Genomic DNA, 26825 nt, shown 5'->3' with positions numbered 1-26825 from the left:
GGCTTTGCCGTCATCTTTATCTTTGCGTCTCTTGTTGCAACAAAATCCGCCGTAAATCCCGCCATTCGGCTTCGTCCATGCTGTCGGCTGCCAGCCATAAATGTTGCCGTTTACCGCTGTCAGAACGTAAACGCAGCATCATGCCGCTCTTAATCATCCACGGCGCTTTGACGATGCTCCACTCCTGCCCTTGCCAACGCAAACGCCCGTCCATCAACAGGCGAATTTCCCCCTGGCGGGCATTAATGCGTCGCTGGCTGCGAACGCAATCAAACACCACCAGCGAAAGTAACACCATCCATAACGGAGTGTAACTTAACGGCCAGGGCATGAGTAAAATAACAGCGGCAACCAGCCCATGAATCAGCAAGGAAAGCCACTGCGCGCGCCAGGAGACGCGTAAATCAGATTGCCACAGGACCACGTTCCCGATTCCGTGTCTGGATGAGTCGGACCATCATTTCCAGTTCTGCATCGGCCGGTTTACCATGATTCATCAGCCAGTTGAACAGATCGGGATCGTCACATTCCAGCAGACGAATAAAGATGCGTTTTTCGTCATCACTTAAGCTGTCGTACTCATGTTCGAAAAACGGCATGATTGAAATATCGAGTTCGCGCATACCACGGCGGCATGCCCAGTGAATGCGGGCTTTGTTATTAATGTCCATCTTCTTCCTGTCTCACGAAAATCCAGTACCAGGCTATTGTAACGTGTTTTTCGACTTCTTTTGCGGGAATATCAGTAAACACAATCGCGATCGCGAAATTAACCCACAATATTTCAAGGGATTCATTTTTTTGGAAGTCGCCTCGCAAAGCATATCAGAAGGCACAGATCGCGTAGTGAAAGCACTTGCATTGCCTCATAGCTCTTTTACCATTAGTCATAAATACGCCGTTTGTAAAACAGGACTCCATTATGGCTTTTACACCTTTTCCTCCCCGTCAGCCTACGGCTTCTGCCCGTTTACCGCTGACGCTGATGACGCTTGATGACTGGGCGCTTGCCACCATTACTGGCACGGACAGCGAAAAATATATGCAGGGTCAGGTGACAGCAGATGTCAGCCAGATGACAGAAGATCAGCACCTGCTCGCCGCCCATTGCGACGCCAAAGGTAAAATGTGGAGCAATTTACGTCTGTTCCGCGACGGCGACGGCTTTGCGTGGATTGAACGGCGCAGCGTGCGCGAGTCGCAACTGACTGAACTGAAAAAATATGCGGTGTTCTCTAAAGTGACCATCGCGCCAGACGATGAACGTGTGCTGCTTGGTGTTGCCGGTTTTCAGGCACGTGCTGCGCTGGCAAACCTCTTTAGTGAATTACCTTCGAAGGAAAAGCAGGTTATCAGAGAAGGTGCGACTACCCTGCTATGGTTTGAACACCCGGCAGAACGTTTCCTGATTGTAACCGATGAAGCTACCGCCAATATGCTGACCGATAAACTGCGCGGTGAAGCAGAACTGAACAATAGCCAACAGTGGCTGGCATTAAACATTGAAGCGGGTTTCCCGGTGATTGATGCCGCCAACAGCGGGCAGTTTATCCCACAGGCGACCAACCTCCAGGCGTTGGGCGGCATCAGCTTTAAAAAAGGCTGCTATACCGGACAAGAGATGGTGGCACGGGCTAAATTCCGCGGTGCCAACAAACGTGCCCTCTGGCTGCTGGCAGGTAGCGCCAGCCGACTGCCGGAAGCGGGTGAAGATTTAGAGCTGAAAATGGGCGAGAACTGGCGTCGTACCGGTACGGTGCTGGCTGCGGTAAAACTGGAAGATGGTCAGGTCGTGGTACAGGTCGTCATGAATAACGATATGGAACCGGACAGCATCTTCCGCGTACGCGACGATGCGAATACATTGCATATTGAGCCGCTGCCGTATTCACTCGAAGAGTAAATCTCTGTATCGCATCAGGCATTTATCACCTGATGCGACGCTGACGCGTCTAATCATGCCTGGGATTTGATGCCTTTATCACAACAAGGACGCGGCCCGTAGGTCGGATAAGGCGTTCACGCCGCATCCGGCGGTAGCGATCCGATGCCTGATGCGACGCTGACGCGTCTTATCATGCCTACAACGGCGCACCAATTACGGCTGCCCAATATACAAATAGATCGCCAGAAAGTGGCACACGCTGCCGCCGAGCACAAAGCCGTGCCAGATGGCATGATTGTACGGAATGCGTTTGCAGACATAGAAAATCACCCCGAGCGAATAAACCACTCCGCCTACCGCCAGTAAGGTAACGCTGCCCGCCGCGAGCTTAACGGCCATTTCATAAATCACCACCAGCGACAGCCAGCCCATCGCCAGATAAGTCACCAGAGATAAAATTTTGAATCGGTGCGCGATGGTCAGCTTGAACAGAATCCCCAACAGCGCCAGGCTCCAGATAACAATCATCAACCCGCGCGCTAACGGAGAATCCAGCCCCACCAGCAAAAACGGCGTGTAGGTTCCGGCAATCAATAGATAAATGGCACAGTGGTCAAATTTCTTCAGCCACATTTTTGCCCGTTGATGGGGAACGGCGTGATAAAGCGTCGAAGCAAGAAACAGCAGGATCATACTGCCGCCATAGAGGCTGTAACTGGTTATCGCTGTGGCGCTGGCATTGAGATCCACCGCCTGAACCAGTAGCAACACCAGCCCAACGATACCAAACACCAGCCCAATGCCGTGACTGACGCTGTTGGCAATTTCCTCTGCCAGCGAATATCCCTGCTTAATGAGGGGCTTCTGAACCATAACTTACTCCGGAGAAACGTACACGCACGTGAACACTTCTCCAGCGTAACTGAGAATAGTTCCAGTGAACACCTGTTAGCTAAAATAAATTCTGATTTGAGACTAATCTCCGAAAAATCATGAAATTAAATGCGAAATTTCAACTAACAGGCGTGAGTTCAATTTAAAGGCATTTAAATTCAATCACATAAAACTGTGTCTGGCCGGGATAGATATCGGCAATGACCTTTTTCAGATCAGTCAGGGTCATATTTTCCTGCTCTGCATGTTTTTCCGTCAGTGTATCCAGCGTTACGGTTGAGGTTGCGGTGACTTCAATCGTGCAAAAATAACCGTCATCTTCAAAACGCCCGACACGAAGCACATCACTCGTTTTGAAGTGCGATTCAGACTCGTCGCGGATGGTGATGGTTTTACGCCCAGCCAGAATGTCATCCTGGAAACGTTGAAAAAAAGTGATGTCGTTTGGCTGCATGGTACTATTTCCTGTAAGAATTGACTCATCTGGAGCCTATGATAGTGAAAAAACTCACCTTACCGAAAGATTTCTTATGGGGCGGCGCAGTTGCCGCTCATCAGGTCGAAGGCGGCTGGAACAAAGGCGGCAAAGGGCCGAGCATTTGTGACGTTCTGACCGGTGGCGCACACGGCGTGCCGCGCGAAATCACCAAAGAAGTCTTGCCAGGAAAATACTATCCAAACCATGAAGCCGTTGATTTTTATGGTCACTACAAGGAAGACATCAAGCTATTTGCCGAAATGGGCTTCAAATGTTTTCGCACTTCCATCGCCTGGACGCGCATTTTCCCAAAAGGTGATGAAACTCAGCCAAACGAAGAAGGGCTGAAGTTCTACGATGATATGTTCGATGAACTGCTGAAATACAACATCGAACCGGTGATCACCCTCTCCCACTTTGAAATGCCGCTGCATCTGGTGCAGCAATACGGTAGCTGGACCAACCGTAAAGTGGTTGATTTCTTTGTACGTTTCGCGGAAGTGGTATTTGAACGCTATAAGCATAAAGTCAAATACTGGATGACCTTCAACGAAATTAACAACCAGCGTAACTGGCGTGCACCTCTGTTCGGTTACTGCTGCTCTGGCGTGGTGTATACCGAACATGAAAACCCGGAAGAGACGATGTATCAGGTGCTGCATCACCAGTTTGTCGCCAGCGCCCTGGCGGTGAAAGCCGCGCGTCGCATTAACCCGGAAATGAAAGTCGGCTGTATGCTGGCGATGGTGCCGCTTTACCCTTACTCCTGTAATCCGGACGATGTGATGTTCGCCCAGGAGTCGATGCGCGAACGCTACGTCTTTACCGATGTGCAACTGCGTGGCTATTACCCATCCTATGTGTTGAACGAGTGGGAGCGTCGCGGATTTAACATCAAAATGGAAGAAGGCGATCTCGATGTACTGCGTGAAGGCACCTGCGATTATCTTGGTTTCAGCTATTACATGACCAACGCAGTGAAAGCCGAAGGCGGCACCGGCGATGCGATCTCTGGTTTTGAAGGCAGCGTACCGAACCCTTATGTTAAGGCTTCGGACTGGGGCTGGCAGATTGATCCGGTGGGTCTGCGTTACGCACTTTGCGAACTGTATGAGCGTTACCAGAAGCCGCTGTTTATTGTCGAAAACGGTTTTGGCGCTTACGACAAAGTGGAAGAAGATGGCAGCATCAACGACGACTACCGCATTGACTACCTGCGCGCCCATATTGAAGAGATGAAAAAAGCGGTGACTTACGATGGCGTGGATCTGATGGGCTACACACCGTGGGGTTGCATCGACTGCGTGTCGTTCACCACCGGGCAGTACAGCAAACGCTACGGCTTTATCTATGTGAATAAACATGACGACGGTACTGGCGATATGTCGCGTTCACGTAAGAAGAGCTTTAACTGGTACAAAGAGGTGATTGCCAGCAACGGCGAGAAGCTTTAAGTCGATGAAGTACCGGATGCAATACTTGTTGCGTTGCATCCGGTCAGACAACTGTCCTGTTTTATTTTCCACCCGCCAAATCGATAAAACTTCCCGTGACATAAGAGGCTTTATCACTTAACAGCCAGACGATGGCCTGCGCGACCTCTTCCGCCTGCCCACCGCGCTGCATGGGGATGTTCGACTTAACGCGATCAACGCGTCCAGGTTCGCCACCGCTGGCGTGCATTTCGGTATAAATAAACCCTGGCCGCACGCCGTTAACGCGGATCCCCTGCGCGGCGACTTCCAGCGACAGCCCTGTGGTTAACGTATCAATCGCCCCTTTCGAGGCCGCATAATCAACGTATTCCCCCGGAGATCCCAGCCGTGAGGCCACTGAAGAGACGTTGACGATAGCACCGCCATTACCGCCATTTTTAAGCGCCATGCGTTTTACCGCCTCGCGGCAACAGAGAAAATATCCCGTCACATTGGTGGAAAGTACCCGGTTGATTCGCTCTGCGGTAAGGTTTTCTACGGTGCACTGGGTAAACAAGATCCCGGCGTTATTGACCAGTGCGGCTAGCGGTTCATCGCGCTGGTCGATTGCCGCAAACATCACCACCACCTGGTTTTCGTCACTGATATCCGCCTGGAGCGCAAACGCTTTGCCACCTGCTTCAGTTATTAAGTTCACAACTTCCTGCGCTGCGTGGCGGTTTTGCTGATAATTAACCGCCACCGTATATCCTTCTTGCGCCAACAGTAATGCAGTTGCCCGCCCGATTCCGCGACTGCCACCGGTCACAAGTGCTATAGTCATTTGTTTTCCTAAAAAAATAAAGGCGCCGAAGCGCCTTTAGAAGATAGTCGAATCAGTAAATTACTGGTATTCGCTAATCGGTACGCAGGAGCAGAACAGGTTACGGTCCCCGTAAACATCATCCAGACGTTTCACTGTTGGCCAGTATTTGTCTGCCACGCCTGCCGGGAATACTGCAACTTCACGGCTGTACGGATGCGCCCACTCGGCGACCAGTTCGCTCTGAATGTGCGGCGCGTTCACTAGCGGGTTATCTTCCAGCGGCCAAACACCGGCTTTCACCTGGTCGATTTCTGCGCGGATAGACAGCATCGCATCGATAAAACGATCCAGTTCCACTTTGCTTTCAGATTCAGTCGGTTCTACCATCAGCGTCCCCGCCACCGGGAACGACATAGTCGGCGCGTGAAAACCGTAGTCGATCAGGCGCTTGGCAATATCCAGCTCGCTGATGCCGGTTTCTTCTTTCAACGGACGAATATCAAGAATACATTCATGCGCCACGCGACCGTCGCGACCGGTATACAGCACCGGGAAGGCATCCTGCAGGCGGCTGGCAATATAGTTGGCGTTGAGGATTGCCACCTGGCTTGCTTTTTTCAGCCCTTCTGCGCCCATCATGCGGATGTACATCCAGCTAATTGGCAGAATAGAAGCGCTACCGAACGGTGCCGCAGAAACCGCGCCCTGACGGGTTAACATGCCTTCGATTTGCACCACGCTATGACCCGGAACAAACGGTGCCAAATGCGCTTTCACGCCGATCGGTCCCATACCCGGACCACCACCGCCGTGCGGAATGCAGAAAGTTTTATGCAGGTTAAGGTGCGAAACGTCCGCGCCAATAAAGCCCGGCGAAGTGATGCCAACCTGGGCGTTCATGTTCGCGCCATCAAGGTAAACCTGACCGCCGAACTGATGCACGATTTCACACACTTCACGGATCGTTTCTTCGTACACGCCGTGGGTGGAAGGATAGGTCACCATAATGCAGGAGAGATTATCGCCCGCCTGCTCCGCTTTCGCGCGCAGGTCAGTCAGATCGATGTTGCCGTTTTTATCACACGCCACAACCACCACCTGCATTCCTGCCATATGCGCGGAAGCCGGGTTAGTGCCATGCGCAGAAGCCGGGATCAGGCAGATATCGCGATGCCCTTCGTTGCGGCTTTCATGATAATGACGAATCGCCAGCAGCCCCGCGTATTCGCCCTGAGCGCCAGAGTTCGGCTGCATACAGACGGCGTCGTAACCGGTCAGTTTCACCAGCCAGTCAGCCAGTTGCGCGATCATCTGCTGATAACCTTCGGCCTGTTCCGGCGGGCAGAACGGGTGCAGTTCGGCAAATTCCGGCCAGGTGATTGGGATCATCTCGGCGGCGGCGTTCAGTTTCATGGTGCAGGAACCCAGCGGGATCATCGCCTGATTCAGCGCCAGATCTTTACGCTCCAGCGAGTGCATATAGCGCATCATTTCGGTTTCGCTGTGGTAGCGATTAAACACCGGATGGGTGAGAATTTCGTCATCGCGCAGCATTGCAGGCTGAATAGAACGGCTGTCGTGAGCCACGTCTTTGTCCAGCGTGTCGATGTCCAGTCCGTGATTATCGCCCAGCAGTACGCTGAAAAGCTGCATCACGTTTTCGCGCGTGGTGGTTTCATCAAGGGTGATCCCCACCGCATTCAGAATATCGCTACGCAGGTTGATTTCAGCCGCTTCGGCACGCGCCAGCACGCCCGCTTTGTCGGCCACTTCCACACACAAAGTATCGAAATAGTGCGCATGGCGCAGCTTCTGACCTTTTTGTTGCAGACCTGCAGCCAGGATATCAGTAAGACGGTGGATGCGGTTAGCGATACGTTTCAGGCCAACCGGACCGTGATAAACGGCATACAGGCTGGCGATGTTTGCCAGCAGTACCTGCGAAGTACAAATGTTGGAGTTCGCTTTCTCACGGCGAATATGTTGCTCGCGAGTCTGCATCGCCATGCGCAGCGCGGTATTGCCCGCAGCATCTTTCGATACACCAATAATACGGCCCGGCATTGAGCGTTTGTATTCATCTTTCGCCGCAAAGAATGCCGCATGTGGGCCACCGTAGCCCATCGGCACGCCGAAGCGTTGCGCCGAACCAAAAACAATATCCGCGCCCTGTTTACCCGGCGCGGTTAACAGCACCAGCGCCATAATATCGGCGGCGACGCTGACCACAATTTTGCGTGATTTCAGTTCGCTGATAAGCGCAGTGTAGTCGTGAATTTCACCGGTAGTGCCAACCTGCTGTAACAGCACGCCGAAGACGTCCTGGTGATCGAGCGCTTTTTGTGCATCATCGACAATCACTTCAAAACCAAAGGTTTCTGCGCGTGTACGTACTACATCTAAAGTTTGCGGATGCACGTCAGAAGCAACGAAGAAGCGGTTGGCATTTTTCAGTTTACTGACGCGTTTTGCCATCGCCATTGCTTCGGCGGCAGCGGTGGCTTCATCCAACAAAGAAGCCGAAGCCATATCCAGCCCGGTCAAATCCAGCGTTACCTGCTGGAAGTTGAGCAGTGCTTCAAGGCGACCCTGGGAGACTTCAGGTTGATACGGAGTATACGCGGTATACCAGCCCGGATTTTCCAGCATGTTACGCAGGATAACCGGCGGTAGCTGCACAGCGGTGTAACCCATGCCGATGTAAGACGTGAAGCGTTTATTGCGACTGGCAATAGCCTTGAGTTCCGCCAGCGCGGCGTATTCGGTCGCCGGTGCGCCAACCTGCGGTGGTGTCGCAAGCTGAATATCTTTCGGCACAATCTGGCCGGTCAGCGCGTTTAACGATTGTGCTCCAACGGCATTCAGCATTTCTTGCTGTTGCGCGGCGTCCGGTCCGATATGGCGTTCAATAAAAGCGCCGCTGTTTTCAAGCTGGCTTAACGTCTGTGTCATGAGCGATGGTTCCTGAAACGTGCAGTGAATTGTGAACCTCTCTCCTTGCGAAGAGAGTGAGGGTGAGGCGTAAAAGTTCCTCACCCTGATCCTCTCCCGCAGAAGAGGAATAAAGCCGTTACTCGTCTTCTAACAATGCTTCGTATGCGGTCGCATCCAGCAGTGATTCCAGTTCGCTTTCATCGCTGGCTTTGATTTTGAAGATCCAGCCGCCTGCATACGGTTCGCTGTTCACCAGCTCCGGAGAATCGCTCAGTGCGTCGTTTACCGCCACGATTTCACCGCTTACTGGCGCATAAATGTCTGACGCCGCTTTTACCGATTCGGCAACCGCGCAGTCATCGCCCGCGCTTACCGTTGCGCCCACTTCCGGCAGGTCAACAAACACCATATCGCCTAACAGCTCCTGAGCGTGCTCAGTGATGCCAACAGTGTAAGTGCCGTCGGCTTCTTTACGCAGCCATTCGTGTTCTTTGCTGTATTTCAGTTCTGCTGGTACGTTGCTCATCAATTAATCTCCAAAAAGTAAATCACGCGACGGCTTTGCCGTTACGCACAAAAACAGGTTTCGTCACTTTTACCGGCATTTCACGGTTGCGAATTTGCACAATCGCCGTTTCGCCAATACCTTCCGGCACGCGTGCCAGCGCAATGCTGTAACCCAACGTCGGGGAGAAAGTACCGCTGGTGATAATGCCTTCATGCTGATTGCCCTGCGCATCGGTAAAACGTACCGGCAGTTCATTACGCAGCACGCCTTTTTCGGTCATCACCAGACCAACCAGTTTTTCTGTGCCATGTTCACGCTGCGCTTCCAGAGCTTCACGACCGATAAAGTCACGATCAGTCGGTTCCCAGGCGATGGTCCAGCCCATGTTGGCTGCTAAAGGAGAAATGGTTTCGTCCATCTCCTGACCATAAAGATTCATACCCGCTTCCAGACGCAGCGTGTCACGCGCGCCCAGACCGCAGGGCTTAACGCCCGCTTCCACCAGCGCTCGCCAGAAATCCGCCGCTTTTTCATTGGGCAGCGCAATTTCATAGCCCGCTTCACCGGTATAACCGGTGGTGGCAATAAACAGATCGCCCGCCTGCACGCCAAAGAACGGTTTCATCCCTTCCACCGCCTGACGCTGGGCGTCATTAAACAGTGTGGCAGCTTTTGCCTGCGCATTCGGCCCTTGTACGGCAATCATGGAGAGGTCATCACGAACGGTAATTTCGATGCCGAAAGGCTCAGCGTGTTGGGTAATCCAGGAGAGGTCTTTTTCGCGGGTGGCGGAGTTAACAACAAGGCGGAAGAAATCTTCAGTAAAGTAGTAGACGATGAGGTCATCTATCACACCGCCAGAGGCATTCAACATCCCCGAGTAGAGGGCTTTGCCGCTTTTGGTGAGCTTCGCCACATCGTTCGCCAGCAGATAACGCAGAAACTCCCGGGTGCGACTGCCGCGAAGATCGACGATGGTCATATGTGACACATCAAACATTCCGGCATCGGTACGTACCGCATGATGTTCGTCGATTTGCGAACCGTAATGCAGCGGCATCATCCAGCCGTGGAAATCCACCATGCGAGCGCCGCAAAGCGTGTGTTGTTCGTACAAAGGAGTCTGTTGTGCCATCTTGTCCTCATTGAATAAGCGGGGCTGACAACTTTTTCATGGTGAAATTATCACCACGAAACCCAGCATCGGAGCCACTCCCGGTCCCCAACGCAATCGTTCTCTTTTCCCTGAACTTACCACCGAAACAGACTGTTAACCATAAGGTAAAATTGAACATCACATTAGCTTATGGTTAAAAAACGCCAAAATCGCAACAGAATAAAAAACCAAAAAATTAACCATTCTCTATACAAAGATAATTAGATGAGAAAGTTAATTTGAATAATACAACATTAAGAACTGAAAAAATGTCAAAAAACACTAAATCAAAAATTCGTGACATTAGAAAATATAATGCGAAAACAGAGGTGAAATTAGTTTATTTCAAATGAGGAAAATCTCCCGGCGAAAAAACCGGGAGATGAAAGTGTGATGGGTATCAAATAAACAGCAGAAGAGAAATTTTTAGCGCAGCCATTCAGGCAAATCGTTTAATCCCATTGCCTGACGGATAAGTTGTGGTTTAACGCCAGGAAGCGTGTCGGCCAGTTTCAGGCCAATATCACGCAGCAGTTTTTTCGCCGGATGAGCCCCGGAAAACAGATCGCGGAATCCCTGCATACCTGCCAGCATCAGCGCCGCACTGTGCTTGCGGCTACGCTCATAGCGACGCAGGTAAATGTACTGCCCGATGTCTTTACCCTGACGATGCAACCGTTTCAGTTCAGCAATCAGCTCTGCAGCATCCATAAAGCCGAGATTCACCCCCTGCCCCGCCAACGGGTGAATGGTATGCGCGGCGTCGCCCACCAGCGCCAGACGGTGCGCGGCAAACTGGCGCGCATAACGCCCAGTCAGCGGGAACACCAGACGTTCACTCTCAACCTTGCATAAGCCCAGGCGATTATCAAAAGCGATATTTAACTCGCGGTTAAATTCGTCTTCGCCTGCCTGCTGCATCCGCTGTGCTTCCTCTGGGGACAGTGACCAGACAATTGAGCAAAGATGCGGATCGCTAAGCGGCAAAAAGGCCAGAATGCCTTCGCCATGGAAAACCTGTCGCGCCACCGCATCATGCGGTTCTTCCGTGCGAATGGTCGCCACCAGCGCGTGATGCTGATAATCCCAGAAAGTCAGCGGAATATCGGCTTTGTTGCGCAACCAGGAATTAGCGCCGTCTGCGCCAATTACCAGACGCGCCGTTAACATGCTGCCGTCTTTCAGCGTCAGGAAGGTTTCGTTCTCTCCCCAGGCGACCTGCTGTAATTCTGCAGGGGCTAACAGGCTGATATCTGAGGACTGCTGTGCTTTGTTCCACAGCGCGTAGTGAATGACTGAATTTTCAACGATATGCCCAAGATGGCTATAGCCCATGCTTTGATCGTCAAACGAAATGTGACCAAAACTGTCTTTGTCCCACACATCCATGCCGTGATAGCAACTGGCTCTGCGGGAGAGAATCTCCTGCCAGACGCCAAGACGGGTGAGTAATTTTTCGCTGGCGGCATTGATAGCCGAAACGCGCAGTTGTGGTGGTGCATCCGCCGCCAGGGGTTCCGGTACGCGCTGCTCCAGTACGGCAACGCGTAAGCCGCTCCCCTGTAAGCCGCAGGCAACCGCCAGCCCCACCATGCCGCCGCCAACAATGGCTACATCAACACTTTGCATTGTTTATTCCTTAAAACCGCCTTCAACGCGCCACCCAACCGAGAGTGCGCTGCGCCAGCACATCGCGTGCCGGAGTGAATAATTCCATTGCCATCAGCCCGATGTTGCGCCCGACAACCAGCGGCGTCCAACGGTTGGCAAAAAGATGTACAAGGCTGTCCGTGACGCCGATGGTTGCTTCTCGATCGCTCTGTCGACGCTGCTGATAACGGCACAAGACGCCGTAATCACCTATGTCTTCTCCGCGCTCTTGCGCCTGAGTCAGGGTTTCCGCAAGGCTCATCACATCTCGCATACCGAGGTTGAACCCTTGCCCGGCAATCGGGTGCAGAGTTTGCGCCGCATTGCCCACCAGCACGGTACGATGGGTAACAGGTCTGGCGGCGCGGGTTAACGCCAGCGGGTAAGCACTGCGTTTACCAGCGTGGGTAATTTTCCCAAGTCGCCAACCAAAGGCCGACTGGAGTTCACGGCAAAACGTCTCGTCGCTCCACGACAGCACCTCTTCGCGCCGTTCCAGTGGATGGCACCAGACCAGCGAACAGCGTCCGTCAGACATCGGCAACATCGCCAACGGGCCATATTGTGTGAAACGCTCAAACGCCCGGCCTTCGTGCGCAACGGAAGTCGCAACGTTAGCAATCACAGCCAGTTGTTCGTAAGGCTCCTGCTGCCAGTCAACGCCGCACGCGGTGGCTAACGCGGAATGGGTGCCATCAGCGGCTACCAGCACGCAGCCCGTCAGCGTCTCGCCACTCTCCAGCGTCACTTCAACGTGACTCTGAGCACGGGCAACGTTAGCCACGCGATCAGGGCAATGCAGCGTTACGCCAGGTGCTTTGCGCAGCAATGCAAACAGCCGTTGCCCGACATTATGCAATTCGACAACCTGCCCCAGCGCCGCCAGTTGGTAATCTTCTGCGGCGAGGGTGACGAATCCGGCATGATCACGATCGCTGACATGCACGCTGGTGATGGCGGTTGCGCAATCAGCCAGAGATTGCCAGACGCCGATGCGCGCCAGTTGCTGACAAGTACCCGCCGCCAGCGCAATAGCTCGTCCATCAAAGCCCGGATGAGCATGTGACTCTGGCGCAGTCGCTTCAATCAAATGTACCGGCAGCGCCCCGTGACTTAACCGGGAAATAGCCAGCGCCAGCGTCGCGCCCGCCATGCCGCCACCGACGATGATTACGCTCATTGCTTTCTCGCAGCAGCCATCAACGCTTCAATTTCTTCCGGCTTTTTCACTACGCTGGCAGTGAGGTTTTCATTGCCGGTTTCGGTAATCACAATGTCGTCTTCGATACGAATGCCGATACCGCGATATTGTTCTGGTACATCCGCATCCGGCGCAATGTACAGCCCCGGCTCTACGGTCAGTACCATGCCCGGTTCCAGAATGCGCGAGCGATCCTGACCATAAATACCAACATCATGGACATCCAGACCTAACCAGTGGCTAAGGCCATGCATAAAGAAAGGACGATGGGCGTTCTGAGCGATCAGTTCATCAACATCACCTTTCAGGATGCCGAGTTTTACCAGGCCGCTAACCATGATGCGCACCACTTCACCGGTGACTTCCTGAATGGACGTTCCCGGACGATACAGCCGCAGGCTGGTTTCAAGAGACTCCAGCACAATGTCGTAGATTTCACGCTGGGCCTGGGTGAATTTGCCGTTGACCGGGAAGGTGCGGGTAATATCGCCCGCGTAACCTTTGTATTCACAACCCGCGTCAATCAACACCAGGTCACCGTCACGCAGTTCACACTCGTTTTCGGTGTAGTGCAGAATGCAGCCGTTTTCACCGCTGCCGACAATAGTGTTATAGGAAGGATAGCGCGCACCGTGGCGGTTAAATTCGTGGTGAATTTCGCCTTCCAGATGGTACTCGAACATTCCCGGACGGCATTTTTCCATCGCCCGTGTATGCGCCAGGGCAGTGATTTCACCCGCGCGGCGAAGTACGGCAATCTCTTCCGGCGATTTGAACAGGCGCATTTCATGAACAACAGGACGCCAGTCGATCATCGTTGCCGGGGCGGTGAGATTCTGTCGCGAACCTTTACGCAGCTTTTCCAGCGCGCTGTTCACGATTTCATCAGCATAGGCATATTCGCCCTGAGCGTGGTAAACCACATCCAGACCATTAAGCAGTTGATAAAGTTGCTGATTGATTTCACTGAACGCCAGTGCGCGGTCAACGCCCAGTTTCTCTGGCGCGGCATCCTGGCCTAGGCGACGACCAAACCAGATCTCTGCCGTCAGGTCGCGAACGCGGTTAAACAAAACGCTGTGGTTATGAGTGTCGTCGCTTTTAATCAGCACCAGCACCGCTTCCGGTTCGTTAAAGCCGGTGAAGTACCAGAAGTCACTGTTCTGACGATAGGGGTATTCGCTGTCGGCGCTACGTGTTACTTCTGGTGCAGCAAAAATCAGCGCGGCGCTGCCGGGTTGCATTTGCTCCACCAGGGCCTGACGGCGACGCTGAAACTCTTGCCGGGATATCTCACTCATAACACTCTCCTTACGTTTTTTGTTTTTAGTGTAGAGTCGGTTTTTGTACTTCTGGCGCGGTCGGTTGCGGATGAGTAAAGGTGTCGTGGCATAACAGCGCGGCAACACGGACGTACTCGATGATCTCTTCAAGCGACATTTCCAGCTCTTCCTGATCTTCGTCTTCGTCGTAGCCCAGCTGCGCGATGTTACGCAGATCGTCGATGGCTTCACCGGTTTCGCCGGTCACTTTGTCCAGCTTCGGTTGCGTAACGCCAAGACCAAGCAGGAAGTGATTGACCCAACCTGCCAGCGCATCAGCACGATCGAAAACACTGACATCATCGCCATCAGGCAGATAAAGCTGAAAAAGGAAACCGTCATCCTGCAGGGCATCACTGGTAGCAGAGTGCATTTTGCGCAATGCCTGTGCCAGCTCATGACCGAAAGCCATGCCTTCGTTCGTCAGGTCGTGTAGCAGCGGCAGCCATGAGCTGTCATCGTTACCACCACATATCATCCCACTGATTAAACCATGCATCTCAGCAGGGGTCAGACCCGTCCCTTGTTGGTTCAGATACTGGTTCATTTCGTTGTAACCAGGCATTTCGTTCTGTATAGACATAAGCATTCGTCGTCAAAGGGAGGAATATTCATGATATGCTACCACTTTGGGCCCTGGTGGACCAGAAAAGGGCTTGTCTCTTCTCATCAGGGTAGCTATAGTGTCGCCCCTTCGCAGACCATGGGTCTAAAGACGAAGGCAGCGCAGTCAATCAGCAGGAAGGTGGCATGTCTGCACAACCCGTCGATATCCAAATTTTTGGCCGTTCACTGCGTGTGAACTGCCCGCCTGACCAAAGGGATGCGTTGAATCAGGCAGCGGACGATCTGAACCAACGGTTGCAAGATCTGAAAGAACGCACTAGAGTCACAAATACTGAACAGTTGGTCTTCATTGCCGCATTGAATATCAGCTATGAGTTAGCGCAAGAAAAAGCGAAGACTCGTGATTACGCGGCAAGCATGGAACAGCGTATTCGGATGCTGCAGCAGACCATAGAACAAGCGTTACTTGAACAAGGTCGCATCACCGAAAAAACTAACCAAAACTTTGAATGACACTTTTCGGTTTACTGTGGTAGAGTAACCGTGAAGACAAAATTTCTCTGAGATGTTCGCAAGCGGGCCAGTCCCCTGAGCCGATATTTCATACCACAAGAATGTGGCGCTCCGCGGTTGGTGAGCATGCTCGGTCCGTCCGAGAAGCCTTAAAACTGTGACGACACATTCACCTTGAACCAAGGGTTCAAGGGTTACAGCCTGCGGCGGCATCTCGGAGATTCCCTTCTTATCTGGCACCAGCCATGACGCAACTACCAGAAATCCCACTGACATTATCTCGACAAGAAATCCGCAAAATGATTCGGCAACGTCGTCGTGCGTTAACGCCGGAACAACAGCAGGAAATGGGTCAACAAGCCGCTACCCGGATGATGACGTATCCCCCGGTGGTGATGGCACATACGGTCGCTGTATTCCTCTCTTTTGATGGCGAACTCGACACCCAGCCACTCATAGAACAACTCTGGCGCGCCGGTAAGCGCGTATATCTTCCAGTTTTGCATCCCTTTAGTGCCGGTAATTTGCTGTTCCTGAATTACCATCCGCAAAGCGAACTGGTGATGAACAGGTTGAAGATCCATGAGCCAAAACTGGATGTGCGTGACGTGCTACCCCTTTCCCGATTAGACGTGTTGATCACACCGCTGGTCGCCTTTGATGAGTACGGTCAGCGCCTGGGAATGGGCGGTGGTTTTTATGATCGAACCTTACAAAGCTGGCAGCACTATAAAATGCAACCGGTGGGTTATGCGCATGATTGTCAGTTGGTGGAAAAACTCCCCGTTGAAGAGTGGGATATCCCTCTTCCTGCGGTGGTTACACCGTCGAAAGTCTGGGAGTGGTAAGGGCGATACACCTGCATCGCCCTGATTGACATCGTTGATTCTTTAACCTAATTTAGTGAGTAAGGGTAAGGGAGGATGACTCCTCCCCTGAGACTGACTGTTAATAAGCTGGGAAACTTATGAGTAACAGTACAATCAGTATGATGACGAGTCGCATCATAACCCTTCTCCTTCAAGCCCTCGCTTCGGTGAGGGCTTTACCGTTACAGTCCTGTGCTGCTTCGCCATCGTAAATCCTTCACATACAAAGACAACGCATTGATCTGACATTAATTTCTTTATTCGAGCAGGCTCGCAAAGACATATGTACGGCACTGCAAATGTGGGGAAAACAGATAAAAAAATACGGGCAAGCCAGTGACTTGCCCGTTGATTATTAAAGAAGGGAGATCAGTACAGCAGACGGGCGCGAATGGTGCCCGGAATAGCTTTCATTGCCTGCAGCGCTTTTTCGGCAACGTCTTCGTCAGCTTCAATATCAATAACCACATAACCCATCTGGGCGGAAGTTTGCAGATATTGCGCGGCGATGTTGACGCCCTGCTCGGCGAAGATTTTGTTCAGCGCAGTTAGCACGCCCGGACGGTTTTCGTGGATGTGCATCAGACGACGCCCACCGTGCAGTGGCAGCGAGACTTCCGGGAAGTTCACCGCAGAGAGCGTTGAGCCATTGTCAGAATACTTGATCAATTTACCCGCAACTTCCAGGCCGATATTCTCCTGCGCTTCCTGAGTCGAACCGCCAATATGTGGCGTCAGAAGGACGTTGTCGAATTCACACAGCGGAGAGGTAAATGGATCGCTGTTGGTCGCCGGTTCCGTCGGGAAGACATCGATTGCCGCACCTGCCAGGTGTTTGCTCGCCAGCGCGTCACACAGCGCCGGAATATCCACCACCGTTCCGCGCGAGGCATTAATCAGCAGCGAGCCGGGCTTCATTAGTGAAATCTCTTTCGCGCCCATCATATTTTTGGTGGACGGATTCTCTGGCACATGCAAACTCACCACATCGCTCATATTCAGCAGATCAGAAAGATGCTGTACCTGAGTGGCGTTGCCCAGCGGTAGTTTGTTTTCAATATCATAAAAGTAAACATACATTCCCAGCGATTCAGCCAGAATGCCCAACTGTGTACCAATATGACCATAGCCGATGATACCCAGCTTTTTGCCGCGCGCTTCAAAAGAACCCGCCGCCAGCTTGTTCCAGACACCACGGTGCGCTTTAGCGTTGGCTTCCGGTACGCCGCGCAATAGCAGCAGAAGTTCACCAATTACCAGCTCCGCCACAGAGCGCGTATTAGAGAACGGTGCGTTAAATACCGGGATCCCGCGTTTTGCAGCTGCATCCAGATCAACCTGGTTTGTTCCGATACAGAAACAGCCAATAGCGACCAGTTTTTCTGCGGCGTTGATCACGTCTTCAGTCAGATGGGTACGGGATCGCAGGCCGATGAAGTGGGCATCGCGGATGGATTCTTTTAATTGTTCATCATCCAGCGCGCCTTTGTGAAATTCGATGTTGGTGTAACCCGCTGCACGAAGGCTTTCCAGCGCCTTTTGGTGCACGCCTTCTACCAGCAGAAACTTAATCTTGTCTTTCTCCAGCGATACCTTTGCCATTTACCCAATCCTGTCTTTTGAAATGTTGTGTGCGGATTTGCATCCGTCTTTCAACATATCAAAAAATAATATTGCGGCAATATGAACGTTTGCGTCGCGATGTTGAGGAAATATCACGCAAAGGTTTTTCTTGGATGAATATGCTGGATTAGAGGATTTATTTAGAGCAATCGACAATAGCCAGGTAAAAACGTGACACATGTCACCAAATTTAATGAAGAGAATTTTTTTAACGGGGGAGGTTCCCCCGTCAGATCATTTCACAATGGTTTTGACACCGTCAGGTGTGCCAATCAGCGCAACGTCCGCGCCACGGTTAGCAAACAAGCCAACAGTCACCACGCCAGGAATCGCATTTATGGCGTTTTCCATCGCTATCGGGTCAAGGATTTCCATGCCGTGGACGTCGAGGATCACGTTGCCGTTATCGGTCACCACGCCCTGACGGTATTCCGGACGACCGCCCAGTTTCACCAGCTGGCGCGCCACTGCACTACGTGCCATCGGGATAACTTCTACTGGCAGCGGGAATTTGCCCAGAATATCAACCTGCTTAGAAGCGTCTGCAATACAGATAAATTTTTCCGCAACCGAAGCAATGATTTTTTCACGGGTCAGCGCCGCGCCGCCGCCTTTGATCATCTGCATGTGGCCGTTGATTTCATCTGCACCGTCGACGTAGATGCCAAGGCTGTCGACTTCGTTGAGATCAAAAACGTGAATGCCTAGGCTTTTCAGTTTTTCTGTGGAAGCATCTGAACTGGAAACAGCCCCTTCAATCTGGCCTTTCATCGTGCCGAGCGCATCAATAAAGTGTGCGGCGGTGGAACCTGTACCTACACCAACAATGGTGCCGGGCTGAACATACTGAAGTGCCGCCCATCCTACTGCTTTTTTCAATTCATCCTGCGTCATGATCGTTTCGCCTGTGGTATGAAATTTCACTCGCATTATACTCTAAATAATTCGAGTTGCAGGAAGGCGACAAGAGAGTGAATCCCCAGGAGCTTACAGAAGTAAGTGACTGGGGTGAGCGAACGCAGACGCAGCACATGCAACTTGAAGTATGACGAGTATATACAAAAAAAGCGATTCAGACCCCGTTGGCAAGCCGCGTGGTTAACTCATCCATAAAATATCGCGCAATGGCGGGCATCCCCTTTCGCCCGGCAAATAAAGCATACAACGGTCTGGGTATGCCGCTCCACGGTGCGAACAGGCGCACCAGTTCACCGTTGGCAAGCCCCTGTTTACAGGCAAATTGAGGCAATAACGCCACGCCATTCAACACAACCAGGGCGTGAACTCGCTGAGCGAAATGCAATAGCGCAAATCCCTGATCTTTTAAGCTGCGTGTTTAACCACTGATACAAATGTACCCGCCGACGGCTTCGGTATATGCAACCTGACGCAAAATTGTGTCATAGTGCAGGAAAAAGCATTTACCAGGAGCAGACAACAGCAATGAAACGCCCGGACTACAGAACATTACAGGCACTGGATGCGGTGATACGTGAACGAGGATTTGAGCGCGCGGCACAAAAGCTGTGCATTACACAATCAGCCGTCTCACAGCGCATTAAGCAACTGGAAAATATGTTCGGGCAGCCGCTGTTGGTGCGTACCGTACCACCGCGCCCGACAGAACAAGGTCAAAAACTGCTGGCACTGCTACGCCAGGTGGAGTTACTGGAAGAAGAGTGGCTGGGCGATGAACAAACCGGTTCAACTCCGCTGCTGCTTTCACTGGCGGTCAACGCTGACAGTCTGGCAACGTGGTTGCTTCCGGCGCTGGCTCCTGTGTTAGCTGATTCGCCTATCCGCCTCAACTTGCAGGTAGAAGATGAAACCCGCACTCAGGAACGTCTGCGTCGCGGCGAAGTGGTCGGCGCGGTGAGTATTCAACATCAGGCGCTACCGAGTTGTCTTGTCGATAAGCTCGGTGCGCTCGACTATCTGTTCGTCAGCTCAAAACCGTTCGCCGAAAAATATTTCCCTAACGGCGTAACGCGTTCGGCATTACTGAAAGCGCCAGTGGTCGCGTTTGACCATCTTGATGATATGCACCAGGCCTTTTTGCAGCAAAACTTTGATCTGCCTCCAGGCAGCGTACCCTGCCATATCGTTAATTCTTCAGAAGCGTTCGTGCAACTTGCTCGTCAGGGGACCACCTGCTGTATGATCCCACATCTGCAAATCGAGAAAGAACTGGCCAGCGGCGAACTGATTGACTTAACGCCAGGGCTATTTCAACGCCGGATGCTCTACTGGCACCGCTTTGCTCCTGAAAGCCGCATGATGCGTAAAGTCACTGATGCGTTGCTCGATTATGGTCACAAAGTTCTTCGTCAGGAATAATCCATCAAATAATGCCTGGTAATACATACCAGGCATCACCTCCAGTTCTTTTTGTATTCCTTGAATCACATCACAAAATAGACAAATCTCAGGCGGCAAAAAACGACGTCTGAATGCATTTTTTTTGCTGGCGACAAACCCACGTAAAAAGCTCACCGTAAGCGCAAATACCCTCATTTTGATTGCGTTTTATGGAGCAAATAATGTCTAACGTGCAGGAGTGGCAACAGCTTGCCAACAAGGAATTGAGCCGTCGGGAGAAAACTGTCGACTCGCTGGTTCAGCAAACCGCAGAAGGGATCGCCATCAAGCCGCTGTATACCGAAGCCGATCTCGATAATCTGGAGGTGACAGATACCCTTCCTGGTTTGCCGCCCTACGTTCGTGGCCCGCGTGCCACTATGTATACCGCCCAACCGTGGACCATCCGTCAGTATGCTGGTTTTTCAACAGCAAAAGAGTCCAACGCTTTTTATCGCCGTAACCTGGCCGCCGGGCAAAAAGGTCTTTCCGTTGCGTTTGACCTTGCCACCCACCGTGGCTACGACTCCGATAACCCGCGCGTTGCGGGTGACGTCGGCAAAGCGGGCGTCGCCATCGACACCGTGGAAGATATGAAAGTCCTGTTCGACCAGATCCCGCTGGATAAAATGTCGGTTTCGATGACCATGAATGGCGCAGTACTACCAGTACTGGCGTTTTATATTGTCGCCGCAGAAGAGCAAGGAGTTACGCCCGATAAACTGACAGGCACCATTCAGAACGATATCCTCAAAGAGTATCTCTGCCGCAACACCTATATTTACCCGCCAAAACCGTCAATGCGTATTATCGCAGACATCATCGCCTGGTGTTCCGGCAACATGCCGCGATTTAATACCATCAGTATCAGCGGTTACCATATGGGTGAAGCGGGTGCCAACTGCGTGCAGCAGGTAGCATTTACGCTCGCTGATGGGATTGAGTACATCAAAGCAGCAATCTCCGCTGGGCTGAAAATTGATGACTTCGCTCCTCGCCTGTCGTTTTTCTTCGGCATTGGCATGGATCTGTTTATGAACGTCGCCATGTTGCGTGCGGCACGTTATTTATGGAGCGAAGCGGTCAGTGGATTTGGCGCACAGGATCCGAAATCACTGGCGCTGCGTACCCACTGCCAGACCTCAGGCTGGAGCCTGACTGAACAGGATCCGTATAACAACGTTATCCGCACCACCATTGAAGCACTGGCTGCAACGCTGGGCGGTACTCAGTCACTGCATACCAACGCCTTTGATGAAGCGCTTGGTTTGCCTACCGATTTCTCAGCACGCATTGCCCGCAATACCCAGATCATCATTCAGGAAGAATCAGAACTCTGCCGCACCGTCGATCCACTGGCCGGATCCTATTACGTTGAATCGCTGACCGATCAAATCGTCAAACAAGCCAGAGCCATTATCCAACAGATCGACGAAGCCGGTGGCATGGCGAAAGCGATCGAAGCAGGTCTGCCAAAACGAATGATCGAAGAGGCCTCCGCACGCGAACAGTCGTTGATCGACCAGGGCAAGCGTGTCATCGTTGGTGTCAACAAGTACAAACTGGATCACGAAGACGAAACCGATGTACTTGAGATCGACAACGTGATGGTGCGTAACGAGCAAATTGCTTCGCTGGAACGCATTCGCGCCACCCGTGATGATGCCGCCGTAACCGCCGCGTTGAGCGCCCTGACTCACGCCGCACAGCATAACGAAAACCTGCTGGCTGCCGCTGTTAATGCCGCTCGCGTTCGCGCCACCCTGGGTGAAATTTCCGATGCGCTGGAAGCCGCTTTCGACCGTTATCTGGTGCCAAGCCAGTGTGTTACCGGCGTGATTGCGCAAAGCTATCATCAGTCTGAGAAATCGGCCTCCGAGTTCGATGCCATTGTTGCGCAAACGGAGCAGTTCCTTGCCGACAATGGTCGTCGCCCGCGCATTCTGATCGCCAAAATGGGCCAGGATGGGCACGATCGCGGCGCGAAAGTGATCGCCAGCGCCTATTCCGATCTCGGTTTCGACGTAGATTTAAGCCCGATGTTCTCTACACCTGAAGAGATCGCCCGCCTGGCAGTAGAAAACGACGTTCACGTAGTGGGCGCATCTTCACTGGCTGCCGGTCATAAAACGCTGATCCCGGAACTGGTCGAAGCGCTGAAAAAATGGGGACGCGAAGATATCTGCGTGGTCGCGGGTGGCGTCATTCCGCCGCAGGATTACGCCTTCCTGCAGGAGCGCGGCGTGGCGGCGATTTATGGTCCAGGTACGCCTATGCTCGACAGCGTGCGCGACGTACTGAATCTGATAAGCCAGCATCATGATTAATGAAGCCACGCTGGCAGAAAGTATTCGCCGCTTACGTCAGGGTGAGCGTGCCACGCTCGCCCAGGCCATGACGCTGGTGGAAAGCCGTCACCCGCGTCATCAGGCGCTAAGTACGCAACTGCTTGATGCCATTATGCCGTACTGCGGTAACGCCCTGCGACTGGGCGTTACTGGCACACCCGGTGCGGGGAAAAGCACCTTTCTTGAAGCCTTTGGCATGTTGTTGATTCGTGAGGGATTAAAGGTTGCAGTTATTGCGGTCGATCCCAGCAGCCCGGTCACTGGCGGTAGCATTCTCGGGGATAAAACCCGCATGAATGACCTGGCGCGTGCCGAGGCGGCGTTTATTCGCCCGGTACCATCCTCCGGCCATCTGGGCGGTGCCAGTCAGCGAGCGCGGGAATTAATGCTGTTATGCGAAGCGGCGGGTTATGACGTAGTGATTGTCGAAACGGTTGGCGTCGGACAGTCGGAAACGGAAGTCGCCCGCATGGTGGACTGTTTTATCTCGTTGCAAATTGCCGGTGGCGGCGATGATCTGCAGGGGATTAAAAAGGGGCTGATGGAAGTGGCAGATCTGATCGTTATCAACAAAGACGATGGCGATAACCATACCAATGTCGCCATTGCCCGGCATATGTACGAGAGTGCCCTGCATATTCTGCGACGTAAATACGACGAATGGCAGCCACGAGTTCTGACTTGTAGCGCACTGGAAAAACGTGGAATCGATGAGATCTGGCACGCCATCATCGACTTCAAAACCGCGCTAACTGCCAGTGGTCGTTTACAGCAAGTGCGGCAACAACAATCTGTGGAATGGCTGCGTAAACAAACCGAAGAAGAAGTACTGAATCACCTGTTCGCGAATGAAGATTTCGATCGCTATTACCGCCAGACGCTTTTAGCGGTCAAAAACAATACGCTCTCACCGCGCACCGGCCTGCGACAGCTCAGTGAATTTATCCAGACGCAATATTTTGATTAAAGGAATTTTTATGTCTTATCAGTATGTGAACGTTGTCACTATCAACAAAGTGGCGGTCATTGAGTTTAACTATGGCCGAAAACTTAATGCCTTAAGTAAAGTCTTTATTGATGATCTTATGCAGGCATTAAGCGATCTCAACCGGCCGGAAATTCGCTGTATCATTTTGCGCGCGCCGAGTGGATCCAAAGTCTTCTCCGCAGGTCACGATATTCACGAACTGCCGTCTGGCGGTCGCGATCCGCTCTCCTATGATGATCCGTTGCGTCAAATCACCCGCATGATCCAAAAATTCCCGAAACCGATCATTTCGATGGTGGAAGGTAGTGTTTGGGGGGGCGCATTTGAAATGATCATGAGTTCCGATCTGATCATCGCCGCCAGTACCTCAACCTTCTCAATGACGCCTGTAAACCTCGGCGTCCCGTATAACCTGGTCGGCATTCACAACCTGACCCGCGACGCGGGCTTCCACATTGTCAAAGAGCTGATTTTTACCGCTTCGCCAATCACAGCCCAGCGCGCGCTGGCTGTCGGCATCCTCAACCATGTTGTGGAAGTGGAAGAACTGGAAGATTTCACCTTACAAATGGCGCACCACATCTCTGAGAAAGCGCCGTTAGCCATTGCCGTTATCAAAGAAGAACTGCGTGTACTGGGCGAAGCGCACACCATGAACTCCGATGAATTTGAACGTATTCAGGGGATGCGCCGCGCGGTTTATGACAGCGAAGATTACCAGGAAGGGATGAACGCTTTCCTCGAAAAACGTAAACCTAATTTCGTTGGTCATTAATCCCTGCGAACGAAGGAGTAAAAATGGAAACTCAGTGGACAAGGATGACCGCCGATGAAGCGGCAGAAATTATCCAGCATAACGACATGGTGGCATTTAGCGGCTTTACCCCGGCGGGTTCGCCGAAAGCCCTTCCCACCGCCATTGCCCGCAGAGCTAACGAACAGCATGAGGCCAAAAAGCCGTATCAAATCCGCCTGCTGACGGGGGCGTCAATCAGCGCCGCCGCTGACGATATACTTTCTGACGCCGATGCTGTTTCCTGGCGTGCGCCATATCAAACATCGTCCGGTTTACGTAAAAAGATCAATCAGGGCGCGGTGAGTTTCGTTGACCTGCATTTGAGCGAAGTGGCGCAAATGGTCAATTACGGTTTCTTCGGCGAAATTGATGTTGCCGTCATTGAAGCATCGGCACTGGCACCGGATGGTCGAGTCTGGTTAACCAGCGGGATCGGTAATGCGCCGACCTGGCTGCTGCGGGCGAAGAAAGTGATCATTGAACTCAATCACTATCACGATCCGCGCGTTGCAGAACTGGCGGATATTGTGATTCCTGGCGCGCCACCGCGGCGCAATAGCGTGTCGATCTTCCATGCAATGGATCGCGTCGGTACCCGCTATGTGCAAATCGATCCGAAAAAGATTGTCGCCGTCGTGGAAACCAACTTGCCCGACGCCGGTAATATGCTGGATAAGCAAAATCCCATGTGCCAGCAGATTGCCGATAACGTGGTCACGTTCTTGTTGCAGGAAATGGCGCATGGGCGTATTCCGCCGGAATTTCTGCCGCTGCAAAGTGGCGTGGGCAATATCAATAATGCAGTCATGGCGCGACTAGGGGAAAACCCGGAAATTCCTCCGTTCATGATGTATTCGGAAGTGCTACAGGAATCGGTGGTGCATTTACTGGAAACGGGCAAAATCAGCGGGGCCAGCGCCTCCAGCCTGACTATCTCGGCCGATTCCCTGCGCAAGATTTACGACAATATGGATTACTTTGCCAGCCGCATTGTGTTGCGTCCGCAGGAGATTTCCAATAACCCGGAAATCATCCGTCGTCTGGGCGTCATCGCTCTGAACGTCGGCCTGGAGTTTGATATTTACGGGCATGCCAACTCAACGCACGTAGCCGGGGTCGATCTGATGAACGGCATCGGTGGCAGCGGTGATTTTGAACGCAACGCGTATCTGTCGATCTTTATGGCCCCGTCGATTGCTAAAGAAGGCAAGATCTCAACCGTCGTGCCAATGTGCAGCCATGTTGATCACAGCGAACACAGCGTCAAAGTGATCATCACCGAACAAGGGATCGCCGATCTGCGTGGTCTTTCCCCGCTTCAACGCGCCCGCACCATCATTGATAATTGTGCACATCCTATGTATCGGGATTATCTGCATCGCTATCTGGAAAATGCGCCCGGCGGACATATTCACCACGATCTTAGCCACGTATTCGATTTACACCGTAATTTAATTGCAACCGGCTCAATGCTGGGTTAATGACTCGTCCCGTCACGATCTTCAGCAATATGCTGAAGCATCGTGGCGGTATAACGATGATTTCTGATTGAATAAAGATATTCCTGCATATACATCGGCCTGTGCGGCGCATCAAAATATTTCAGCGTTGCCGGATTCACCAGTCGCCAGGCAAAATGCGGGATCACCGTCAGAAAATGTCCGCGCTCCACGGCGCTGATTTTGGCCATAAAACTGTAAGGTCGATAAATAATTGTGGGATTGATCCCACAAGGACGCATATTCGCATCAATCATTGCTTCGAAGTTGGCCCGGTTCTGAAAGCGCATTTGTAGCCAGGGTAGCTCCTGAAGCAACTCTTGCTCTTGTCGCTCTTCATAACGGCGAGAAACGAGAAAGCCCAATCGCAGCGGTGGTAGTTCACTGATAGTCAGGTTTTCCAGTTCCTGAACTCGTGCAGATACATGCTGTGGGGAGATTATAAAATCTAACTGACGGTCAAAAAGATTATCGATAACGCCGTTTTCGCTGAACTCAACTGGCTGGGCGGTCACGCCTTCGTACTTATCTCCGAGACTAATCAACTGATCAAAAATAATGGTCGGATAAGTATTATCTATGCCTATCACAATTTCTCGTGAACGACGTCCTGAGTTATGGATTTCATTATCAATCGCAGAAAGCCGTTGATAAACCGGGAACAGTTTTTGATACAGTTCCTGCCCGGCTTTATTGAGGCTGATATTATTATCTTTGCGGGTAAATAGCGTATAGCCAATTTGTTCTTCCAGCGCGGCAATGCTTTTGCCAAATGGCGAAGCCGTCATATGGATTTTTTCTGCCGCCCGGGCAATATTATTGGTTTGCGCTAATAAAATGAAATTGCGCATCTTTTTCGAAATAAAAATGTCCATCCCCGCTCCCCCGCATCCTTGTCCGCTTAACCGTTTCAGTCAGCCTATCCTTGATGAAACCGCGAGCAAAGATAGGTGATTACGTCATGGTTTTACAGAAAATTACAGAAAAAGGAGGCA

Annotated in this window: 27 protein-coding genes and 1 other RNA gene; 11 read left to right on the top strand and 17 right to left on the bottom strand. The window is 52.1% G+C overall.

Features of this window, described 5'->3' with window-relative positions:
* Window positions 1-16: 16 nt before the first annotated feature.
* Both FQ015_RS00660 and sdhE read right to left on the bottom strand, forming a co-directional pair.
* Window positions 17-424 carry a protein YgfX gene (locus FQ015_RS00660; RefSeq protein WP_000244781.1) on the bottom strand — a complete coding sequence of 136 codons (408 nt, stop codon included), beginning with the start codon at window positions 422-424 and terminating at the stop codon, window positions 17-19.
* Entirely contained in the window at window positions 405-671 is a 267-nt protein-coding gene (gene sdhE, locus FQ015_RS00655; protein WP_000354046.1) for an FAD assembly factor SdhE, read from the bottom strand. Before sdhE ends, FQ015_RS00660 begins: the two co-directional genes overlap by 20 nt.
* 251 nt (window positions 672-922) lie before the next feature.
* Between sdhE and ygfZ the strand changes: the two genes are divergently transcribed.
* Window positions 923-1903 (top strand): tRNA-modifying protein YgfZ, encoded by a 981-nt coding sequence (ygfZ, locus tag FQ015_RS00650; protein WP_000886103.1) that lies wholly within the window; start codon window positions 923-925, stop codon window positions 1901-1903.
* 195 nt (window positions 1904-2098) lie between these two features.
* On the opposite strand, the gene trhA is transcribed toward ygfZ, so the two are convergent.
* Complete coding sequence (trhA, locus tag FQ015_RS00645) at window positions 2099-2758, bottom strand: PAQR family membrane homeostasis protein TrhA (RefSeq protein WP_032185065.1); 660 nt, start codon at window positions 2756-2758, stop codon at window positions 2099-2101.
* Between the two features lie 163 nt (window positions 2759-2921).
* Complete coding sequence (yqfB, locus tag FQ015_RS00640; protein WP_001182967.1) at window positions 2922-3233, bottom strand: N(4)-acetylcytidine aminohydrolase; 312 nt, start codon at window positions 3231-3233, stop codon at window positions 2922-2924.
* A gap of 44 nt (window positions 3234-3277) precedes the next feature.
* Here yqfB and bglA point away from each other — a divergent pair, with 44 nt between their 5' ends.
* Window positions 3278-4711, top strand: coding sequence for a 6-phospho-beta-glucosidase BglA (gene bglA / locus FQ015_RS00635; RefSeq protein WP_160523575.1), 1434 nt, complete (start codon window positions 3278-3280; stop codon window positions 4709-4711).
* Window positions 4712-4772: 61 nt separating this feature from the next.
* Here bglA and FQ015_RS00630 read toward each other — a convergent pair whose 3' ends face one another.
* From FQ015_RS00630 to gcvT, 4 genes are all read right to left on the bottom strand, one after another.
* Entirely contained in the window at window positions 4773-5516 is a 744-nt protein-coding gene (locus FQ015_RS00630; RefSeq protein ID WP_160523574.1) for an SDR family oxidoreductase, read from the bottom strand.
* A 60-nt stretch (window positions 5517-5576) separates the two neighbouring features.
* A complete protein-coding gene (gene gcvP, locus FQ015_RS00625; RefSeq protein WP_115738230.1) occupies window positions 5577-8450 on the bottom strand; it encodes an aminomethyl-transferring glycine dehydrogenase in 2874 nt (957 codons plus the stop codon).
* Window positions 8451-8568: 118 nt separating this feature from the next.
* Window positions 8569-8958 carry a glycine cleavage system protein GcvH gene (gene gcvH, locus FQ015_RS00620; protein ID WP_001295377.1) on the bottom strand — a complete coding sequence of 130 codons (390 nt, stop codon included), beginning with the start codon at window positions 8956-8958 and terminating at the stop codon, window positions 8569-8571.
* Between the two features lie 22 nt (window positions 8959-8980).
* Window positions 8981-10075: a glycine cleavage system aminomethyltransferase GcvT gene (gene gcvT / locus FQ015_RS00615; protein WP_000068704.1), complete on the bottom strand. Its 1095-nt coding sequence runs from the start codon at window positions 10073-10075 to the stop codon at window positions 8981-8983.
* A gap of 290 nt (window positions 10076-10365) precedes the next feature.
* On the opposite strand from gcvT, the gene FQ015_RS00610 reads away from it, so the two are divergent.
* A complete protein-coding gene (locus FQ015_RS00610) occupies window positions 10366-10449 on the top strand; it encodes a hypothetical protein (protein ID WP_122633141.1) in 84 nt (27 codons plus the stop codon).
* A 73-nt stretch (window positions 10450-10522) separates the two neighbouring features.
* Here FQ015_RS00610 and ubiI read toward each other — a convergent pair whose 3' ends face one another.
* Genes ubiI through ygfB form a run of 4 tightly spaced genes read right to left on the bottom strand, consistent with a single transcriptional unit; the run spans window position 10523 to window position 14852 of the window.
* Window positions 10523-11725, bottom strand: a complete 1203-nt coding sequence (ubiI, locus tag FQ015_RS00605) for an FAD-dependent 2-octaprenylphenol hydroxylase (protein ID WP_160523573.1) — start codon at window positions 11723-11725, stop codon at window positions 10523-10525.
* Window positions 11726-11747: 22 nt separating this feature from the next.
* Window positions 11748-12926 (bottom strand): 2-octaprenyl-6-methoxyphenyl hydroxylase, encoded by a 1179-nt coding sequence (gene ubiH, locus FQ015_RS00600; protein ID WP_160523572.1) that lies wholly within the window; start codon window positions 12924-12926, stop codon window positions 11748-11750.
* Window positions 12923-14248, bottom strand: coding sequence for a Xaa-Pro aminopeptidase (gene pepP, locus FQ015_RS00595; RefSeq protein ID WP_160523571.1), 1326 nt, complete (start codon window positions 14246-14248; stop codon window positions 12923-12925). Before pepP ends, ubiH begins: the two co-directional genes overlap by 4 nt.
* Before the next feature lie 25 nt (window positions 14249-14273).
* On the bottom strand, window positions 14274-14852 hold the full coding sequence (ygfB, locus tag FQ015_RS00590) for a UPF0149 family protein YgfB (RefSeq protein ID WP_001295378.1): 579 nt from the start codon (window positions 14850-14852) through the stop codon (window positions 14274-14276).
* Between the two features lie 167 nt (window positions 14853-15019).
* On the opposite strand from ygfB, the gene zapA reads away from it, so the two are divergent.
* The 3 genes from zapA (at window position 15020) to FQ015_RS00575 (ending at window position 16197) form a co-directional block, all read left to right on the top strand.
* Entirely contained in the window at window positions 15020-15349 is a 330-nt protein-coding gene (zapA, locus tag FQ015_RS00585; protein WP_001276008.1) for a cell division protein ZapA, read from the top strand.
* A gap of 41 nt (window positions 15350-15390) precedes the next feature.
* Window positions 15391-15574, top strand: a non-coding RNA gene (gene ssrS / locus FQ015_RS00580) — 6S RNA.
* Between the two features lie 20 nt (window positions 15575-15594).
* Window positions 15595-16197 (top strand): 5-formyltetrahydrofolate cyclo-ligase, encoded by a 603-nt coding sequence (locus FQ015_RS00575; RefSeq protein WP_160523570.1) that lies wholly within the window; start codon window positions 15595-15597, stop codon window positions 16195-16197.
* A 100-nt stretch (window positions 16198-16297) separates the two neighbouring features.
* Here the strand turns inward: FQ015_RS00575 and ibsC are convergent, their stop codons facing one another.
* The 4 genes from ibsC to FQ015_RS00555 all read right to left on the bottom strand — a co-directional run bounded on the left by ibsC (window position 16298) and on the right by FQ015_RS00555 (window position 19144).
* On the bottom strand, window positions 16298-16357 hold the full coding sequence (gene ibsC / locus FQ015_RS00570; protein WP_071525914.1) for a type I toxin-antitoxin system toxin IbsC: 60 nt from the start codon (window positions 16355-16357) through the stop codon (window positions 16298-16300).
* A gap of 230 nt (window positions 16358-16587) precedes the next feature.
* Window positions 16588-17820, bottom strand: coding sequence for a phosphoglycerate dehydrogenase (serA, locus tag FQ015_RS00565; protein ID WP_001151604.1), 1233 nt, complete (start codon window positions 17818-17820; stop codon window positions 16588-16590).
* A 255-nt stretch (window positions 17821-18075) separates the two neighbouring features.
* Window positions 18076-18735, bottom strand: a complete 660-nt coding sequence (rpiA, locus tag FQ015_RS00560) for a ribose-5-phosphate isomerase RpiA (protein ID WP_000189743.1) — start codon at window positions 18733-18735, stop codon at window positions 18076-18078.
* Window positions 18736-18913: 178 nt separating this feature from the next.
* Complete coding sequence (locus FQ015_RS00555) at window positions 18914-19144, bottom strand: LysR substrate-binding domain-containing protein (protein ID WP_160523569.1); 231 nt, start codon at window positions 19142-19144, stop codon at window positions 18914-18916.
* A 140-nt stretch (window positions 19145-19284) separates the two neighbouring features.
* Here FQ015_RS00555 and argP point away from each other — a divergent pair, with 140 nt between their 5' ends.
* From argP to scpC, 5 genes are all read left to right on the top strand, one after another.
* A complete protein-coding gene (argP, locus tag FQ015_RS00550) occupies window positions 19285-20178 on the top strand; it encodes a DNA-binding transcriptional regulator ArgP (RefSeq protein WP_001360955.1) in 894 nt (297 codons plus the stop codon).
* Window positions 20179-20381: 203 nt separating this feature from the next.
* On the top strand, window positions 20382-22526 hold the full coding sequence (gene scpA / locus FQ015_RS00545) for a methylmalonyl-CoA mutase (RefSeq protein ID WP_039021539.1): 2145 nt from the start codon (window positions 20382-20384) through the stop codon (window positions 22524-22526).
* Window positions 22519-23514 (top strand): methylmalonyl Co-A mutase-associated GTPase MeaB, encoded by a 996-nt coding sequence (gene meaB, locus FQ015_RS00540; protein WP_039021540.1) that lies wholly within the window; start codon window positions 22519-22521, stop codon window positions 23512-23514. Before scpA ends, meaB begins: the two co-directional genes overlap by 8 nt.
* Window positions 23515-23524: 10 nt before the next feature.
* Complete coding sequence (scpB, locus tag FQ015_RS00535) at window positions 23525-24310, top strand: methylmalonyl-CoA decarboxylase (RefSeq protein WP_000122080.1); 786 nt, start codon at window positions 23525-23527, stop codon at window positions 24308-24310.
* Between the two features lie 23 nt (window positions 24311-24333).
* Complete coding sequence (gene scpC, locus FQ015_RS00530; RefSeq protein WP_039021541.1) at window positions 24334-25812, top strand: propionyl-CoA:succinate CoA transferase; 1479 nt, start codon at window positions 24334-24336, stop codon at window positions 25810-25812.
* Here the strand turns inward: scpC and srsR are convergent.
* Window positions 25809-26705 carry a LysR family transcriptional regulator SrsR gene (srsR, locus tag FQ015_RS00525; protein ID WP_000350807.1) on the bottom strand — a complete coding sequence of 299 codons (897 nt, stop codon included), beginning with the start codon at window positions 26703-26705 and terminating at the stop codon, window positions 25809-25811. The genes scpC and srsR overlap by 4 nt on opposite strands.
* Window positions 26706-26825 lie beyond the last annotated feature (120 nt).

The sequence above is a fragment of the Escherichia sp. HH26CH genome (assembly GCF_009820205.1).
In the GTDB taxonomy this organism is placed as follows: domain Bacteria; phylum Pseudomonadota; class Gammaproteobacteria; order Enterobacterales; family Enterobacteriaceae; genus Escherichia; species Escherichia coli_F.
Note: the sequence above shows the minus strand (reverse complement) of the source record. Positions and strands in the feature narration are given on the sequence as shown.